The following is an 18,665-nucleotide window of genomic DNA, read 5'->3' on the forward strand; positions in this document are numbered from 1 at the left end:
ATTATAATTTACTTTAAAATAACCAATCAAAATAGAATCTCATGAAGCAAATAATTACAATTGCCCTGCTATCTTTTTTTGTTTTTGGATGTAAATCTCCGCAAGAGACTGAAAACTCTCTTAATGCCGATGTTATCGTTTACGGTGGCACTTCATCAGCTGTAATTGCCGCCGTAGAAGTAGCCCAGTCGGGAAAATCGGTAATTATAGTTTCACCCGATAAACATTTAGGTGGATTAACTTCCGGTGGTTTAGGATACACTGACACAGGAGACAAATCAACCATCGGTGGATTGTCGCGCGAATTTTACCACAGGGTTTGGCTGCATTACAATGATTCCTCTGCATGGATATGGCAAAAACACTCGGAATACGGAAATAAGGGCCAGGGCACAATCGCCATGGATGGTGAAAACCGCACCATGTGGATTTTTGAGCCTCATGTGGCCGAACAGGTCTTTGAAGATTTTGTTGCGGAAAACAACCTCACCATTTATCGCGACGAATGGCTGGATCGGGAAAATGGCGTCGAAATAGAAGATGGAAAAATCATTTCCTTTAAAACACTTTCAGGAAAAATATTCAAAGGAAAAATATTTATCGATGCTACTTACGAAGGAGATTTAATGGCTTCATCCGGAGTAAGTTATCATGTTGGAAGAGAAAGTATAGATACCTACAGTGAAAAATGGAACGGAGTACAAACCGGAGTTTTGCATCACCAACATTGGTTTAGGGAAAAAATATCGCCATACAAAGTTCCCGGAGACCCTTCCAGTGGAGTACTTCCAAGAATTTCAACCGAAGCTCCGGGCGAATATGGAGCCGGCGATGACAAAATCCAGGCCTACTGTTTTCGCATGTGTATGACCAACCACGACGAAAACCGCGTGTCATTCCCCAAACCTGCCAGCTACGATCCGGAACAATATGAACTTTTAGTTCGGATGTTTGAAACAGGTAGAAAAGACTGGTTTCAGAAATTTGATGCCATTCCCAACTGGAAAACTGATACCAATAATCATGGCCCGTTCAGCAGCGATAATATCGGAATGAATTACGATTATCCCGAGGGTAGTTACGAACGCCGCAAAGAAATCATTCAGGAGCATACTGATTATCAGATGGGATTGCTTTGGTTTGTCGCCAACGATCCGCGGGTACCGGAAGATATTCGGACAGAAATGGCTACCTGGGGGCTGGCAAAAGACGAATTTTCAGACAATGGAAACTGGCCTCATCAAATCTATGTTCGTGAAGCACGCAGAATGATTGGCGATTATGTAACAACAGAAAACGATGTACTAAGCAAACGCAAAGTGCCGAGATCTGTAGGAATGGGATCATATGCAATGGATTCGCACAATGTACAACGATATATAACTCCCGAAGGCTATGTACAAAACGAAGGAGATATCGGTGTAGGAGCCCCTCCCTACTCTATTTCTTACGGCTCACTTATTCCCAAAAAAGAGGAATGTACCAACCTTCTGGTTCCTGTTTGTGTATCGAGCAGCCATATTGCTTTTGGTTCTATAAGAATGGAACCCGTTTTTATGATACTCGGACAATCAGCTGCCGTTGCAGCAGGTATGGCAATTGATAAAAACATTCCGGTACAGGATGTTGATTATTCAGAATTAAAAACCGAACTTGAAACCCGAAAACAAATTTTAGCGAAATAAGAATATTTAATCCTCGTACTATGATTACTTTTTTTGCAGGACTGGTTACTTTGATATTGGGCTATTTTTTCTATTCCCGATTTGTGGAAAGATACGCAGATGTGGACGGCAACCGAAAAACTCCTGCATTCACCATGAACGACGGAGTAGATTATGTTCCGTTGAAATGGTGGAAAATATTTCTGATTCAATTTCTAAATATTGCCGGACTGGGTCCTATTTTTGGTGCAGTTGCCGGAGCCATGTGGGGGCCGGTAGCATTTCTGTGGATCGTTCTGGGTTCTGTTTTTGCCGGAGCTGTTCACGATTACTTTTCAGGAATGCTCTCGATAAAACATAATGGTCTGAGTATAACCGAGATTGTTGGTATTTACCTAGGAACAGGCACAAAACAATTTATGCGTGGTTTCACAGTTCTACTGATGATTCTTGTTGGTGCAGTTTTTATTATGGGCCCTGCAAATATTCTGGCAGGTTTAACACCGGGGTTTGCCTCAGCGACCTTCTGGGTGTGGATTGTTTTTGTTTATTATCTGTTGGCAACTATGCTTCCCATCGATAAAATTATTGGCCGTGTTTATCCCATATTTGGCTTGTCGCTTCTTTTTATGGCTGTTGGTTTAATTATAGCGCTTTTTGTAAAAGGATATCATATTCCGGAATTAAACTTGTCAAACATTCACAATTATCACAATAACAGCGATAAATTTCCCATTTTCCCCATGTTATTTATAACTATCGCATGTGGTGCTATTTCAGGATTTCATGCTACACAATCGCCACTGATGGCGCGTTGTTTGACAAATGAAAAACTTGGACGACGGGTATTTTATGGAGCGATGATCTCGGAAGGTGTTGTCGCCTTAATATGGGCAGCAATTAGCATGAGCTTTTTTGGCGGAATAAGAGAATTGAACGAAACAATGGCTTCCAACGGCGGCAATGCTGCGGTAGTAGTAAATGATATTTCAAACTCACTCCTTGGTAAGTTTGGTGGTATTCTGGCTTTATTGGGCGTAGTTGCTGCGCCTATCACATCGGGAGATACAGCTTTCCGCAGTGCACGTTTAATCGTCGCCGATTTTATGAAATACAATCAGGGGCCGGTAAAAAACAGGCTTTTGGTGAGTGTTCCCCTTTTTGCCATTGGATTCATTTTAACTCAAATCGACTTTAGTATTATCTGGCGGTATTTTGCGTGGTCAAACCAAACACTTGCAATGATTGTTTTGTGGACCATAACCGTATTTCTTGTTCAACAAAAAAGACTTTATTGGATCACTCTGATTCCGGCAGTTTTTATGACCGCGGTTACAACAACTTATCTGCTTTTTGCTCCGGAAGGTTTTTCTCTTTCAAAAGAAATTGCATACCCAATCGGTGCACTTTTGTCAGTTATTTCCTTGGTCGCATTTTTTGTATACAAAAGAAACTACTTCAACAGGATACCAGTACAGGCTTAAAAATCTCCAAACGGAAAAATTTAGTAAACAACTTAAACCAATTTATTGTGAAACGACGAAACTTTATAAAAACCACCGCAGCAGGTTCTGCGTTTGTTTTAACCAGGAGCGCATTTGCATTCCATTCAACTGATATAAAATCTGAAAGTTACAATTATTGTCACCAGTCAAAAAGACGAATCCCCGTTGCCTACGATGTTGACGTGGTAGTAATAGGCGGCTCTCTCGCAGGTGTTGCAGCAGCGGTTGAGGCTTCCAGAGCCGGTGCGAGAGTATTTCTGGCTGCACAGGAACCATATTTGGGAGAAGATGTCTGTGGTACTTTCCGGTTGTGGCCCAAAGACCAAAGTGTTACAAAAACCGAACTGGGAAATAAAATATTTGGCGGCGGGATTCCCACTCAGCTTCATGTAAAACATACACTCGATAATGTTCTCATTGAAAACAATATCGATTTTTTATATTCTTGTTATACAACGGATATAATTACCGGAAAAAACGGTGAACCTGCCGGTGTAGTTATTGCCAACCGCTCGGGGAGACAGGCTATTCTCGCAAAAGTTATTATCGACGCAACGCCACGTGCACTGGTTGCGCGAATGACCGGAGCAAAATTTGGGGTTTATCCTGCAGGAAAACAAAATTTTAAATTTACAGTTGTCGGGAACGATTTAAAAGAAGAAATTCCCGGCTTGAAATCAAAAATATATAAAGATGTTGTTCGTGTCAGCTGGGCTTCAAAAGGAAGTGCAAATGACAGTTCTTTTTCTGAAACTGACATTCGTTACAATGCAATCGAATATACCTGCCCTGTTGAAATGAAAGACGGAAGTTGGGCATCTTTTGCTGAGGCAGAACAAGTTTTTCGCGATTTAACCTGGGACGCAAACCAGGTTGAATCAGCAGATCTTCTTTTCCAAAATCCGCCAGACAAACTGCTTGGCCAAAAACGTTGGAATAATGCAGATGTAGATTCGGATAAAATCAATATTAAAGTTTTTCAACCCCGAAAAATCGATAATGTATTTGTATTGAGCGGGAGTGCAAATCTCAGTTTAGACGCATCTGAAGCACTTTTGGAACCCGGTAAATTTATCAGAATCGGAGAACGGATTGGTAACGAGGCTGCTGTAATAGCGAGCACTTTAGCAACCGCAGAAAATCCAAAAATCCCGGGTAAAGCCGGTTCGAATATTTCAAAAGGAGACGTTGGTGAATTACTGGAAGGATTGCGGCCCTCTTTAAATAAAGGAGATGTTGAAGCGCAGGATACTATCCTACCGGTCCTTGGCACTTACGATGTTCTGGTAATGGGAGGTGGAACAGCAGGAGCTCCGGCCGGTGTCGGAGCTGCGAAACACGGGGCCAAAACCCTTGTCATCGATTACATGCATGGTCTTGGAGGAATTGGAACAATGGGAATGATTGGCAGGTATTATCATGGCTATCGCAAGGGGTACACAAATATTGTCGATAACGGAGTAAAAAATATGGGCCCTGATAATCCAAGAAAAAAAGGCTCTTTGGCAGAATGGGTATTTGACTGGAAGACCGAATATTTCAGAAAAGAAATCCGAAACGCCGGCGGTGATATCTGGTTTGGAGTGATGGGGATTGGTGCCTATGTAGATAATGGCAAGGTTAAAGGTGTGGTGGTTGCCACTCCTGAAGGAAAAGGTGTTGTATTAGCGAACACTGTAATTGATTCTTCGGGAAGTGCTGATATCGCTGTTGCGGCAGGCGCAGACTACAGTTATACCGACGGACTCTCAGTGGCTGTTCAGGGCTCCGGACTACCTTTTAAAAATCCAAATGATTTTTACAATAATACCGACTGGACATTTATTAACGACACCGACATGCTTGATGTCTGGCGGTCGTTTGTTGTTGCAAAAGATAAGTTTAGCGAACAATACGATATCGGTAAAATGCCGCAAACCCGTGAACGAAGAAGGATGATCGGCGACTTCACTGTTTCTGTACTGGATGTGTATAACGGACGAACATATCCCGATACCATTTCGGTTCATTTTAGCTCCTTCGATACACACGGATTTACAGAAGATCCGTTTTTCTCTCTAAAACCGCCCGAACATAGTGGTGTTGATGTTACAGCCTTTGTTCCTTTCAGAGCGCTTTTACCAAAAGGATTGGAAGGAATCGCTGTTACAGGTTTAGGGGCCAGCGCCCACCGCGATGCAATGCCGGTTATTCGGATGCAACCCTGCTTACAAAACCAGGGATATGCCGTTGGCTGGGCCGCAGCGATGGCAGCTTCAAATCAGCAAAACATCCGCTATATCGATTTAAAAAAATTACAGAAAGAATTGGTTAAGGTTGGAAGTTTACCCGAACATGTTGTCACAGACGTGGACAATTATCCTCCGCCAATGAGCAAAATTCAAGAGGCTGCAAAAACAGTTGTAAACGATTTAAAAGGCCTTGAAATTATTTTATGGGATCAGGAAAAAGGTATAGTTGCAATGACTGACCAGTACCATTTTTCTCAAAATGAAAACGACAAACTGGTTTATGCACGTATTTTGGGGATGCTTGGAAACCCGACCGGCTGGCAGGATTTAATAAAAGCAATTGATAGTTACGACGATTGGGATGAAGGATGGAACTACCGGGGAATGGGACAGTTCGGAAGAAGTATAAGTTATCTCGACAGTTTAATAATCGCAGTGGGTAGAACCAAAAAAATTGAAGCTATTCCTTCCATTGCCAGATTAGCTGAGATGCTGACACCCGAAAGCCACTTCTCTCATTTCAGGGCAGTTGCAATTGCATTGGAGACAATTGCTGATCAGGAAGGAGCTGAGCCTCTTTTCAAACTGCTCCAAATGCCGGGAGTTCGGGGGCATTCCATGCTGGATATTGAAACCGCAAAAAAAATAGCCCCGCCCGACAAAAATGATGTAAGTACAAGAAATAATTCACTCAGGGAACTTATCTTGGGACGAGCCTTATTTAAATGTGGAGATATGAATGACGTTGGAAACCAAATTCTGGATGAATATTCCCGCGATCTTCGCGGACATTATTACCGTCATGCAAATGGAGTTTTGCAGTTATTCTCAAAACAAAAAAATCCGGATATAGAAATGTAGATCTCAAGAAGGTATTCAAAACATACAAGTCCCCGGCCATATATATTTTAGCCGGGGATTTGTATCATATATTATTCAGGAAATTCTTGATGCTGCTTCCTCATCAAGGTACCAAATCAATTCGCCATTTTTCGGAGAAATATAATAAGCCGGAAGAAGCTTGGCTGCTTCGTCGTCGTTCATTATTTCAGAAATTCGTAGCGCCTTATTTGCACCTGTAACAAGAAAAAATACACGACTGGCGTTGTTCAAAACTTTTCCGGTGAGTGTAATTCTGTTTTGCCCGGTTATTGGATGCTGGCTGGCAGCACAAATATTTTCATCTTCAAACAATTCAATCTGGTCCGGAAAAATTGACGCGGTATGTCCATCTTCGCCCAATCCCAGAATTACCAGGTCAAATACCGGTGCATCTCCTCTGTAATTCAGGCTTTCTTCAATTTCATCAGCATACCGGAAAACTTCCTCTTCGGGTTTATTTTCACCTTTTACGCGATGAAGATTTTCCTCCGGGATTTGAATTTTAGAAAACAAAAAATCGTTGGCCAGTTTAAAATTGCTGTTTTCATTATCCGGTGGCACACATCTTTCGTCTCCCCACCAAAAATGAAGTCGTTCCCAGGGAATCTCTTCAGAAAATTCCGCAGCCAGGATCTTGAATAATTTTTTAGGGGTACTTCCTCCCGAAAGGGCTACATCAAATCTGTTTTGATGAGATTCCTGTGTTAGCTTTAAAATCTCTCTGGCGACAGCCTTACATACTTTCTTTGGTTTGGAAAATATTTTTACTTCAGGCATAGTAGTCATTGCAGTTTGTTTATTTTGATAAAGTTAAACAAATTTCACAAAACTACAGTTCACAGTATAAACCATCGTCCGTCAGATTTTTACAGGGATACCTCCAGGTACCCCGGGGAGAAATCAATTTATCGGAATCCTCCGGTCCCCAGGTTCCTGCGGGATAACCGTATATCGGTATCTCGGGATTGGTTCCCCATGCATTAATAATCGGCTGAACAAATTTCCAGGCCTCCTCAACGGCATCGCCTCTCGCATACAATGTTGCATCTCCCTGCATACAGTCAAGCAGCAGCCGTTCATATGCTGAAGACAAATGTTTATCCGCCAAATCAGAGTAGTGAAAATCCATATTTACAGTCTGCACATCAAAACCTGCTCCGGGAGTTTTCATTCCAAATTTTAGTAAAATCCCTTCATCTGGCTGAATACGAATAATCAACTGATTGTTTCCTCCTGACAGCGACTGAGAAGGATTAAACAAATGATGCGGCACACTTTTAAAATGAATAACAATTTCTGTAACGCGGGTTGGCAATTTTTTCCCGGTACGAATAAAAAAAGGAACACCGGCCCACCGCCAGTTATCTATAAAAAATTTAATCGCTACAAATGTTTCTGTTCGTGAGAGATGATCAACTCCGGGCTCGTCGCGATATCCCAGAACCTTTTCGCCTTTTATTACCGAATCGGTATACTGACCACGGATCACATATTTCGACACCTGGCTTTCAGAAATTGGCCGTAAAGACTGAAATACTTTCAGGATTTCATTTCTAATCGCATCAGCTTCTACAACAACCGGAGGTTCCATAGCAACAAAACCTACCAACTGAAGCAGATGATTTTGTAACATATCGCGTAAAGCTCCCGAGTGATCATAATAACCTCCACGACCTTCAACACCAAGATTTTCGGCCGAAGTAATTTCAACACGTTCTATATAATTTTGATTCCATAAAGGCTCAAAAATTCCGTTGGAGAAACGCGTAACCAACATATTCTGTACGGTTTCTTTTCCAAGGTAGTGGTCTATCCTGTATATTTGTTCTTCCTGAAAATAATTCAACAAGCTAATATTCAACTCTTTTGCCGATTTCAAATCACTGCCAAAAGGTTTCTCTACAATCAGCCTTCTAAAGAATTTTTCAGATTTACTTAAACCGGCGCTCGCCAAATGTTTGGGAATAACGTCGTACAAGGAAGGCGGAGTCGACAAATAAAAAATATAATTTGCCTCCATTTTATACTGCTTCTCCAGCTCAGTAAGTCTTTCTTTAAGTTTGCCATAATCTTTCTCTTCCGACGGAGAAATTGGCTGGTAAAAAAGCATTTTCTTAAAATCCTCCACACCTTCCTCTTTTGATAAAAACTCATCAGCTTTTGCCCTGAATTCATCGTCAGAAAGATCTGTTCTGGAAGCCCCGAGAACAACAAATTTGTCGGGAAGTAATTTATCTTTATAAAGTTGAAATAATGCCGGTAATAATTTACGCTTTGTCAGATCGCCTGAAGCGCCAAAAATAATTAAAATCTGATTTTCTGCTTTTTTCATGTGTATTCATGATTTTATTACATCTTCAACACAAAAAACGATAACATTGTTTTTGTATTCGAAATGTTGAAGTTGATATGTGATATTTTCATTTTCGCGAACCTTTTCTCCTTTGAACTTTTTCTCTTTAAGAAGAGCAAAAGGGGGAATAAAAATCTCTGACCTGAAATCGATTCCCTGTTTTTCGGAACACTTAAAAATGGCTTCTTTGGCGCACCATAAAAGAATTGTCGCTTTTTGCGGGTTACCGCAATCTTTAACAAAGCTTTTCTCCTTTTCATGCAAAAAACGTTGGGCAATATTTTCAATTTTTCTCTTTGAGTCTTCAACATCGATTCCAATTCTTTTTTTGGAAAGAAAAACTACGGCTAAATCCCCTGAGTGCGAAATGCTGAGATTAGTGGTAGAATTTTTTAATAATGGCCGGCCTGAATCTTCATAAAGAATTTCTGCTTTTTTTCCCAACAGCTTCTGCAAAAGTAAACGAACGGCTATAAATTCCTTTTTTCTTCGTATTGAAGAGAACATTTCAAATTCTTTTCTTTCTTTTTCTGAAAAATGAATTTGACGATATAAAACATCCAGCTCTTCGGTAATTTCCCAAATTCCGACAACTCCGTCTGTCTGTTCTATTCTTTTTGCAAAAGCCATTATTCCCAGTGGGTTGTTTCAATTAAACGTACAACATCGGGTTCCAGAAAATCGATAACCGGTTTTATTGAATCTATATTCGGGACTTCGCGAATATAAAGTGCACCTCGCAAAAAATGCCGTGTACTGTCGGTTAAAAAAAACTGCATCGGAGAAGCTGCATTTCCTTCAATTTCGTAAACAATCCCATAAACATCGTTTGCCGGATTTACAAAAACCCGCTCATTAATTGCATTTGCCTTTATAGAATGTTTATAAGCCAATTCTCTCGATTCCTCCATAAATTCAGCCAGTTGCATTCTTTTCTCTGTTCCTTGTCCTTTTATTGTGTAATATGAAATGTGTACTTCTGCCTTGTTTTCGGGCACTTCAATATTTATCCAATTGGGTTCTTCCGGATTTCGCGAGTCGGGTTGAATTTGTGAATAATTGGGTATTTCAAAACGATAGGGAAATTTATTTTCTATCCAGTGGTAATTTTTTTCAGGAAAATCAATCCGAAAATAACCCCGTGGTTTTGGGGTATATTTTTGACGGCAACTCCCCAAAAAAAGAATAAAAATAAAAAACCACAAGTAATTTTTTTTCATCGCGTATATTTTGCTTTTGAGAATAACGGAAATCAAGGTTGTTTATTCAATTCTACCTTAATTTGTTTGATCCTGCGATTATCAACTGCATCAATGGTAAATTTAAAATCCTTGCAGACTATTTTTTCATTCTTTACGGGAATTTCCCCTCTGAGTTCAAGAATTAGTCCGGCAAGAGTATCTGCGTCACCTTTTACATCATCAAATACATTGTCTCTGCATTCCATGGTTTTGTAAAAATCGATTAAAAGTGTTTTCCCGTCAAAAAGATAGGTATTATCTGTAAGTTTTGAGAAGTAACTTTCCTCGTCGTCAAATTCGTCGGTAATATCTCCCACAATTTCTTCCAGGATATCTTCGAGAGTAACAATCCCTGCTGTTCCTCCGTATTCGTCAATTACGATAGCAAAATGTACTCTGGTTTTTTGGAACTCTTCAAGAAGCGAATTTATTTTTTTTGTCTCAGGAACATAAAACGGAGGGCGAATCAGGGTTTGCCACCTGAAAGTATTCCCTTTGTGGCTATGAGGCAATAAATCTTTTGTATATAAAATACCACTGATATTATCAAATGAATCGATATAAACCGGTATTCGCGAGTAGCCCGACTCAATTATCACATTTAAAACATCGGAAAAACTGACTTTAATGTCAAGTGAAACCACATCTACACGGGGCTTCATTATCTCTTCTACACTTTTATTCCCGAATTTTACAATTCCTTCCAGTATTTCCTTTTCTTCAGAAAGCTCCTGATCTGAAGTCAGTTCAAGAGCCTGAGAAATTTCATCCATTGAAATATTCTTCCGGTGTCTCTGCATGCGTTTATTTACAACAGATGATGAATACAGTAAAATTGCATTTACCGGCCGGAACACTTTTTCAAGCGTTAACAAGGGAATAGCCATAAATTTTGAAAAACCCAGCGCGTAATGATTGGCATATATCTTTGGTAATATCTCGCCAAACAACAGCAGAAAAAATGTAATTACAACTACCTGAAGAATAAATTCTATTACCGGTGCATTAACGATGGTTACAAGATTATTTGAAACATAGGTTGTTAAAATAATTATTCCAACATTAACAAAATTATTGGCCACCAAAATAGTGGCAAGCAACTTTTCAGGATTTTCCAAATTTTTGAGCACCCCTGCATTGGTCTTGTTTTTTTTATGTAACAATTTCTTTTTGTCAGCTGCACTTAAAGAGAAATAAGCAACTTCGGAACCACTGATAAGCGCAGAGCTTAATAACAGCAAAAGAATTATTACAATTGCTGCAACAAAACTTAAACTAACGGGATGAAACTGAATCCCCCAATTGTTAATCGTCGATGCTGTCAGCAATGAATCTGTTTCCAAGCTAATTTATCTTAGGTTTAAAATGGCAAATCATCATCGCCTTCCGATTCTTCAAAATCAGGTTCTTTTTGATTCCCCTTGGAAGACGACGAATTTTGATTTTCATTGTACTGCGACGACTGGTTATCTGACGACTGATTGTCATTCCTACTACCAAGCATTTGCATTACGTCACCATATATTTCAGTTATATATCTCTTATTTCCATCCTTATCATCGTATGATCGGGTTCTGATTCTCCCCTCGATATACAATTGCCGCCCTTTTGTAACGTATTTTTCTGCCACATCAGCAAGCCCGCGCCAAAGCACAATATTGTGCCATTCTGTGGTTGTAACCCTGTCTCCGTTTTTTGCTAAATAAGTTTCTGAAGTAGCCAATGGGAAATTTGCAACGGCAACTCCCGAATCAAGATGTCTTACTTCCGGATCTTTTCCAACATTTCCTACTAAAATAACTTTGTTTACTGACATAATTTTAACTTTTATAGGTTAACATTTAAAATTACGAATTACATAAAAATATAATAGTAATTCAATCTTTTTTTTCATTTAAATTCAATTCTTTAATAAATTCTTCGATTAACCTCGGAACAGCAAATTTAGAAATATCTTTTTTATTTACCTGAATATATTTTGGGTCTATGCATCTGTTATCAGGAATTTCGACCGAAACCAACCGGGCAAAAATTACCTGATGGCTTAAAATGTGTTTTTTCTCAGCCGATAACCTTTTTATATTGTAATGACAATCTGTTAAAAAGCCAACATTTTCTTTGTTATTTAATATTTCACCTTCTGTAAGTGGTTCGGTTGTTTCAAAAAGCGGAAACTGGTATAAATTTTTCCAAATATCGTTTCCTTCTCTTTTTTCAACAAAAACCGTTTCACCATTTTCGATAAAATAATAGTAGAAATATCGTTTTTGTTGTTTTATCTTCTTTGTTTTTACCGGTAGTTGCTGAACTTTCTTATTTTTTGCAGCAAAACAGGTTCTCAACAAAACACAATTTTTACAGTCGGGTGTTTTGGGAATACATTGCAAGGCTCCAAATTCCATTAAAGCCTGATTATGAAAACCCGCGTTTCTGTCGGGTACCAGTTCACCGGCAATTAGTTCAATCTCTTTTCTCCCTCTTGCAGAGTCGACAGGAGCCGAGATTCCATAATATCTTGAAAGAACTCTATATATATTACCATCAACCGTCGCATGTGGCAAATCAAAAGCGATTGAAGCGATCGCCGCTGCGGTGTAGGGCCCAACCCCTTTTAATTTTAGTATACCTTTGTAATCCGATGGAAATTTCCCCTTAAATTCGCGTTGGATATGTTTTGCCGTAAAATGCAAATTTCTTGCGCGCGAATAATAGCCTAAGCCTTGCCACTCTTTCAACACCTCATCTTCAGTGGCTTTGGCCAAATCATTAACAGTAGGAAACCGTTCTACAAAACGTAAATAATATTTTGTTCCCTGTGCAACACGCGTCTGCTGCAGAATTATCTCCGAAAGCCAAATATAGTAAGGATCAGTTGTTTGTCTCCAGGGAAGCTCCCTGCTATTTCTTTTGAACCAGTTATAAATTATGTCTAAAAATACTTCCATTTTCTGCTAACCCGTTAAATATCTTAAGAAAAACAAAAATAATTTTTTTGAAATGCTTTCCGGTTCTTAAATTATTTATATTTTTGCACACCAGTTTATTTCGATTAATACATTGAAAATTAAATATTTTAAGAAATGACAAAGGCAGATATTGTAAATGAAATTTCAAAAAACACAGGAATTGAGAAGGTAACTGTTCAAAAAACAGTGGAAGCCTTTATGGAAACTGTTAAAGATTCGTTAGTAGATGGTAAAAATGTTTACCTAAGAGGATTTGGTAGTTATGTTGTTAAGAAAAGAGCAGAAAAAACTGCAAGGAATATTTCAAAAAACACCACGATAATTATCCCGGCGCATAATATTCCTTCTTTTAAACCAGCAAAATCATTTGTTGCAAAAGTTAAAAATCAAGTAAAATAGTTTATTATGCCAAGCGGAAAAAAAAGAAAAAGACATAAAATGGCTACGCATAAAAGAAAAAAAAGATTGCGTAAAAACCGACATAAAAAAAAGAAATAAGGTTTTAATAAGCTTAACTTATTAAAAATATTTTGATTAAACCTAAGGCAATTTTTGTCTTAGGTTTAATCTGTTAATATAGTATTGTTATTAATAAAAATTTACAGATTAAAATTTAGGTTGTGAGTAGCGATTTAATTATTGATGTAACTCCATCCGAAATTGTCATTGCTCTACAGGAAAACAAAAAGCTTGTTGAATTAACACGGGAAAGAAGTGGTGCAAAGTTTGCAGTGGGTGATATCTATCTCGGGAAGGTAAAAAAAATAATGCCTAGCCTGAACGCTTCTTTTATTGATGTTGGTTACGAAAAAGATGCCTTCCTGCACTACCTCGACATGGGACCGCAATTTGCAACATTAAACAAATTTGTTCGCATTGCATCCTCAAGAAAAAACAAAGTTTCATCCCTTTCGCGAATTCATTCCGAACCCGATATCGACAAGGAAGGGAAAGTAAACAACCTGCTTAAAGTAGGACAAAAAATTTTGGTGCAGGTAGCCAAAGAACCCATTTCAACCAAAGGGCCAAGACTAACCTCTGAAATCTCGATTGCAGGCCGTTACCTGGTACTAATGCCATTCAGCGACAAAATTTCTGTTTCTCAGAAAATTAAAACTACTGAAGAAAAAAACCGGCTAAAAAAACTGGTTCAAAGTATCAAACCCAAAAAATACGGGGTAATTATCAGAACCGTTGCTGAAGGTAAAAAAGTTGCCGAACTCGACCAGGAATTACGTAGATTGGTTGACAAATGGGAAACCACTTTTAACAAGCTTCGTCGTGCACAGCCACCGTCACTCATAATTGGGGAAATGGATAGGACAACGGCACTTCTGCGCGACATTTATCACTCCAACTTTAACAGTATTATTGTTAACGATCAATCGGTTGCTAATGAAATTAGCGATTACATAGGCAGCATTCAGCCTGACAAAAAGAAAATTGTAAAATTTTACAAAGGACGTCAACCCATTTTTGAACACTATGGAATTGAAAAACAAATTAAAGCGTCGTTTGGGAAAACAGTTTCATTTAAAGATGGTGCCTATTTAATCGTTGAACATACCGAAGCATTTCATGTAATTGACGTTAACAGTGGAAACCGTGCAAAAGTTGGGCTCGACCAGGAAACCAACGCACTGGATGTAAACCTGGCCGCCTGTAATGAAATTGCAAGACAACTTCGTTTGCGAGACATGGGAGGTATTATTGTCATTGATTTTATTGACATGCACCAGGCTTCTAATCGCCAGAAAGTGTATGAACACATGAAGGAGATTATGGCCGGAGATCGGACCAAGCACAACATTTTACCACTAAGTAAGTTCTGTCTCATGCAGATTACCCGGCAACGTGTACGCCCGGAAGAAAATATAGAGACAGCAGAAAACTGTCCTACATGCAAAGGCAGCGGTAAAATTGTGCCCACCATTTTATTTGCCGACGAACTGGATGGCAAAGTAAAATACGTTCTGAAAGATTTGAATAAGAAAAAACTGAATTTAAAAGTACATCCGTACATTGCGGCATACTTAACCAAAGGTTTTAAAAGCATACGAAACCAATGGTTTTTGAAGTATATACGATGGGTCAATGTAGAATCCAACAGTACTTATTCTTATCTTGAATATCATTTTTTTGATGAAAATATGGAAGAAATAATTCTTTAAAAAAAAGCCGCTCATTTAAAAATGAGCGGCTTTTTTTTAAATTCTGTTAAAATTCATAAAATGTTACATTAATTGATTATTTTTTTGCCGTAAATGGAACTTTTGTCACAACAAACCAAATGGAATCATTTTTGTTTTATGAACATATTTATATTTGTACATATTTAACATAGAAGAAAACGCCATATTAAAATGAAGAAAATATCAGTTATTATTGTTTTGGTACTATCAGTCCTGTTTGTAAAAGGGCAAATTGTAAACCCGACTTCCTGGACCTTTGACTCCAAACAAAACGGAGACGAAGTAGAATTAATCTTTAAAGCTTCAATTGAGGATGGTTGGCACCTGTATGATACATATTTGCCGGAAGGAGGGCCAATCGCAACAGCATTTGTTTTTGATGATTCCACAAAATTTGAATTTATCGGGGATATTCAAAAAAATCCCGAACCGGTTAAGGTTTTTGATGAAACTTTTCAAATGAACGTAGGATATTTTAGTCATGAAGCTACTTTAACTCAGAAAATTAAGTTACTCAGCGATAACGAAATAGAAATAAAAGGATATGTCCTTTTTATGAGTTGCAATGACGAAACCTGTACTCCACCCAATGAAACCGAATTTTCGTTTACATTTAACAAAGGTGAAACATCAGGCGAAACAGGACTGTCTCCGACATCCAATGAAGAAATTACAAGCTCATCGACATCGGGCTCGGCCAGCGGACAAACCATTTGGTTATTTGTTTTAATATCGGCACTGGCTGGTCTGGCTGCCATTTTGACTCCCTGTGTATTCCCGATGATACCCATGACAGTATCTTTTTTTATTCGTGGAAGCGAAAACCGCAGTAAAGCCATAAGAACCGGATTCTTTTTTGGATTCTCAATCGTACTTATTTTCACCTTACTGGGAGCTTTATTTTCCTTTGGAATTTTCGGACCAAATGTTGGAAGCATCTTAAGTACCCACTGGATTCCAAACCTCTTGTTTTTTATTTTATTCCTTGTTTTTGCAATTTCCTTTTTCGGAGCTTTTGAGATTGTCCTACCCAGCAGTCTGGTTAACAAAACCGACTCTCAGGCTGACAAAGGTGGGTTGATTGGAGCATTTTTTATGGCGCTAACAACCGTTATCGTTTCATTTTCGTGTACAGGACCGTTTATTGGGGCACTTATTATTCAAGCTGTTCAGGATGGCGGAATGCGTCCTCTGATTGGGATGTTTTTCTTTGGATTGGCTTTTGCAACTCCATTTACATTGCTTGCTATATTCCCTTCTGCATTAAGTAAACTTCCCAAATCGGGCGGTTGGCTAAATGCAATAAAAGTTGTTTTTGCCTTTATCCTTTTGGCATTTGGGTTAAAATTTGTGAGCAATATTGATCAGGTTTACGGTCTTGGAATATTAAGTCGCGAAATTTATCTGGCAATCTGGATTGTAGTATTCTCCATTTTAGGAATGTATTTTCTGGGCAAAATCAAATTTTCGCACGACAGTGATTTACCTTATGTTGGTGTTGGAAGATTATTTCTTTCGATTGCTACATTTACCTTTGTTATTTATTTATTTACCGGTTTATTGGGAAATCCGTTGTCTTCAATTTCATCACTAATTCCACCGGCAGGCACGAATACATATTTGACGCAAAATACTTCTTCCAATGCTGTTCACAGTTCATCAACTGAAGAACTTTGCGGCCCGGCCAAATATGCCGACAAACTTCACCTTCCACATGGATTGCCGGGATATTTTGATTATGAACAGGGACTTGCATGTGCACAGGAACAGGGAAAACCTGCATTTGTTGTTTTTAAAGGGCACGCGTGTGCAAACTGCAAAAAAATGGAAAACTCGGTTTGGGCAGATCCGGAAGCTTTACAAATACTATCAGAAAAATATGTTATTATTGGTTTGTACACAGATGACCGCACAAAACTACCCGAAGATGAATGGATAAACTCAGACGTTGACGGAAAAGTAAAAAAGACCATGGGACAGAAAAATCTGGATCTTCTTATTTCAAAATACGGAACAAACACAATTCCGTATCATGCTATCGTTGAACCGGATGGCACTGAATATACAATGAGTGTTACTTTTGACGATGAAGAATTTAAAACATTTCTTGAGAAAGGAATCTAAAAAATATATTGGCAAAAATTAAAACCGGAATTTCTCCGGTTTTTTTTTGCAATAAAAATTTAACATTTAGAACACTTAAGAATCATTATAAATAAATAAATTTAAAAGAATTTTATAAAAGAAGAACAATGGATTTTTCCAATTGGCTATTCTGGAATGTTGATACACAAAAAGACTTTGTGGAACCTGATGGAAAACTTTATGTTGAAGGTGCAGAAAACCTCAAAAACAAATGGAAAAGATTAACAGAGTTTGCTGAAAAAAAAATGATACGGGTGGTTAACTCGGCTGATCATCATTTTTATAATTCGCCTGAATTGGATTCTTCTCCCGATTTTATAAAAACATTTCCTGAGCATTGCATGGCCGGAACAGAAGGTGCTGATTATGTAAAAGAAACTGCTCCGGAAGATCCAGTAATATTTGACTGGAACAAGGAATATTTGATTACACCCGAGATTCTCGACCTTAATAAATACCGAAATTTTATCATACGAAAAGATGCATTTGATGTATTTTCAGGGAATCCGTGGACAAAAAAAATTTTAAAAATGATTAATCCTGACACAGTGGTTGTTTATGGTGTTACAACCAATGTATGTGTTGATTATGCTGTAAAAGGATTAAACAGAAAAGTCAAAAACATTATTGTGATTAAGGATGCTATCAAAGAACTTCCCAAAATACCACTACCATTTGAAAATTGGGAGAAAAAAGGAGTTAAGTTAATCCCACTCGATGATTTTTTTAAAATGGTAAACTAATCCTGCCCTTTTGTCATTTCTGTATAAAAACGTTCTTCAAGCAACTGACTTTGTTTGACGGTTGCTCTTATCCACTCCAATTTTATTTCATCTTTTTCATTCTCTGACAGTTTCCATATTTCCGAATCCAATTCGCGCAGGCGATTTGAAATTTCGTACAAAACCAAAGCTGCTGAAACGGAAATATTAAAACTCTCGGTAAATCCGTACATCGGTATTTTCAAAAATTCATCAGCTCCACTCATAATTACTTCAGAAACACCTGGCAGTTCAGAGCCGAAAACCAATGCGGCTTTTCCTTTTTCCACATCAAATTCATGAAGTGTCTGATCGTTGGCATGTGGAGTTGTCGCGATGATACGATAACCGTCCTTTTTTAATTTTTTAATAGCCTTCAGACTATTATGCTCTTCCTTGTTATATTTTTGAATACTTAGCCACTTTGAAGAGCCCAGAGACACTTCTTTATTGACAGAGAACTCATTTCTGTTTTCAATAACGTGTACATTCTGAATACCAAAACAGTCACAGGAACGTAATACGGCACTAGCGTTTTGCGGCTGAAAAATATCTTCAAGAACGACAGTAATATAATTTGTACGTTCATTTAAAACTTTTTCAAAAAGAGCCAACCTGGCCGGGGTTACAAATTTTGACAGATAGCCGAGAAGATTTTTAAGCATAAATACCATTTTAAACAAAAATAAAAAAAGGGAAACAATTGCTTGTTTCCCTTTCTTTCT

15 protein-coding genes are annotated in these 18,665 nt (G+C 38.3%); 7 read left to right on the top strand and 8 right to left on the bottom strand.

Features of this window, described 5'->3' with window-relative positions:
• The first annotated feature begins 41 nt into the window (after positions 1-41).
• From GM418_RS01780 to GM418_RS01790, 3 genes are read left to right on the top strand one after another with little or no spacing between them, the layout of a single operon-like run.
• Entirely contained in the window at positions 42-1,685 is a 1,644-nt protein-coding gene (locus tag GM418_RS01780; RefSeq protein ID WP_158862557.1) for an FAD-dependent oxidoreductase, read from the top strand.
• A gap of 20 nt (positions 1,686-1,705) precedes the next feature.
• On the top strand, positions 1,706-3,148 hold the full coding sequence (locus tag GM418_RS01785) for a carbon starvation CstA family protein (RefSeq protein ID WP_158862559.1): 1,443 nt from the start codon (positions 1,706-1,708) through the stop codon (positions 3,146-3,148).
• A 47-nt stretch (positions 3,149-3,195) separates the two neighbouring features.
• Positions 3,196-6,261 carry an FAD-dependent oxidoreductase gene (locus GM418_RS01790; protein ID WP_158862561.1) on the top strand — a complete coding sequence of 1,022 codons (3,066 nt, stop codon included), beginning with the start codon at positions 3,196-3,198 and terminating at the stop codon, positions 6,259-6,261.
• Between the two features lie 75 nt (positions 6,262-6,336).
• On the opposite strand, the gene pgl is transcribed toward GM418_RS01790, so the two are convergent.
• The 7 genes from pgl to mutY form a co-directional block, all read right to left on the bottom strand.
• On the bottom strand, positions 6,337-7,068 hold the full coding sequence (gene pgl, locus GM418_RS01795; protein ID WP_158862563.1) for a 6-phosphogluconolactonase: 732 nt from the start codon (positions 7,066-7,068) through the stop codon (positions 6,337-6,339).
• Between the two features lie 43 nt (positions 7,069-7,111).
• Positions 7,112-8,614, bottom strand: a complete 1,503-nt coding sequence (gene zwf, locus GM418_RS01800) for a glucose-6-phosphate dehydrogenase (RefSeq protein WP_158862565.1) — start codon at positions 8,612-8,614, stop codon at positions 7,112-7,114.
• A 6-nt stretch (positions 8,615-8,620) separates the two neighbouring features.
• The gene (locus tag GM418_RS01805; RefSeq protein ID WP_158862567.1) at positions 8,621-9,265 is read right to left on the bottom strand and encodes a 4'-phosphopantetheinyl transferase family protein; all 645 of its coding nucleotides are present in this window, start codon (positions 9,263-9,265) and stop codon (positions 8,621-8,623) included.
• The gene (gene gldD, locus GM418_RS01810; protein ID WP_158862569.1) at positions 9,265-9,855 is read right to left on the bottom strand and encodes a gliding motility lipoprotein GldD; all 591 of its coding nucleotides are present in this window, start codon (positions 9,853-9,855) and stop codon (positions 9,265-9,267) included. The genes GM418_RS01805 and gldD overlap by 1 nt, the downstream gene beginning before the upstream one ends.
• 32 nt (positions 9,856-9,887) lie before the next feature.
• The gene (gene gldE, locus GM418_RS01815) at positions 9,888-11,219 is read right to left on the bottom strand and encodes a gliding motility-associated protein GldE (RefSeq protein WP_246222806.1); all 1,332 of its coding nucleotides are present in this window, start codon (positions 11,217-11,219) and stop codon (positions 9,888-9,890) included.
• Between the two features lie 17 nt (positions 11,220-11,236).
• Positions 11,237-11,692, bottom strand: coding sequence for a single-stranded DNA-binding protein (locus GM418_RS01820; RefSeq protein WP_158862571.1), 456 nt, complete (start codon positions 11,690-11,692; stop codon positions 11,237-11,239).
• Positions 11,693-11,753: 61 nt separating this feature from the next.
• Positions 11,754-12,821: an A/G-specific adenine glycosylase gene (mutY, locus tag GM418_RS01825; protein ID WP_158862573.1), complete on the bottom strand. Its 1,068-nt coding sequence runs from the start codon at positions 12,819-12,821 to the stop codon at positions 11,754-11,756.
• A 135-nt stretch (positions 12,822-12,956) separates the two neighbouring features.
• Here mutY and GM418_RS01830 point away from each other — a divergent pair, with 135 nt between their 5' ends.
• From GM418_RS01830 to GM418_RS01845, 4 genes are all read left to right on the top strand, one after another.
• On the top strand, positions 12,957-13,241 hold the full coding sequence (locus GM418_RS01830; RefSeq protein WP_158862575.1) for an HU family DNA-binding protein: 285 nt from the start codon (positions 12,957-12,959) through the stop codon (positions 13,239-13,241).
• A 221-nt stretch (positions 13,242-13,462) separates the two neighbouring features.
• Positions 13,463-15,013: an Rne/Rng family ribonuclease gene (locus tag GM418_RS01835; RefSeq protein ID WP_158862577.1), complete on the top strand. Its 1,551-nt coding sequence runs from the start codon at positions 13,463-13,465 to the stop codon at positions 15,011-15,013.
• Positions 15,014-15,205: 192 nt separating this feature from the next.
• On the top strand, positions 15,206-17,158 hold the full coding sequence (locus GM418_RS01840; RefSeq protein WP_158862579.1) for a protein-disulfide reductase DsbD family protein: 1,953 nt from the start codon (positions 15,206-15,208) through the stop codon (positions 17,156-17,158).
• A 128-nt stretch (positions 17,159-17,286) separates the two neighbouring features.
• Positions 17,287-17,922: a cysteine hydrolase family protein gene (locus GM418_RS01845; RefSeq protein WP_158862581.1), complete on the top strand. Its 636-nt coding sequence runs from the start codon at positions 17,287-17,289 to the stop codon at positions 17,920-17,922.
• Here the strand turns inward: GM418_RS01845 and GM418_RS01850 are convergent.
• Entirely contained in the window at positions 17,919-18,605 is a 687-nt protein-coding gene (locus GM418_RS01850; protein ID WP_158862583.1) for a TrmH family RNA methyltransferase, read from the bottom strand. The two genes, GM418_RS01845 and GM418_RS01850, sit on opposite strands and share 4 nt — an antisense overlap.
• Positions 18,606-18,665 lie beyond the last annotated feature (60 nt).

Origin of the sequence: Maribellus comscasis, from assembly GCF_009762775.1 — a bacterium.
Classification (GTDB): Bacteria; Bacteroidota; Bacteroidia; order Bacteroidales; family Prolixibacteraceae; genus Draconibacterium; species Draconibacterium comscasis.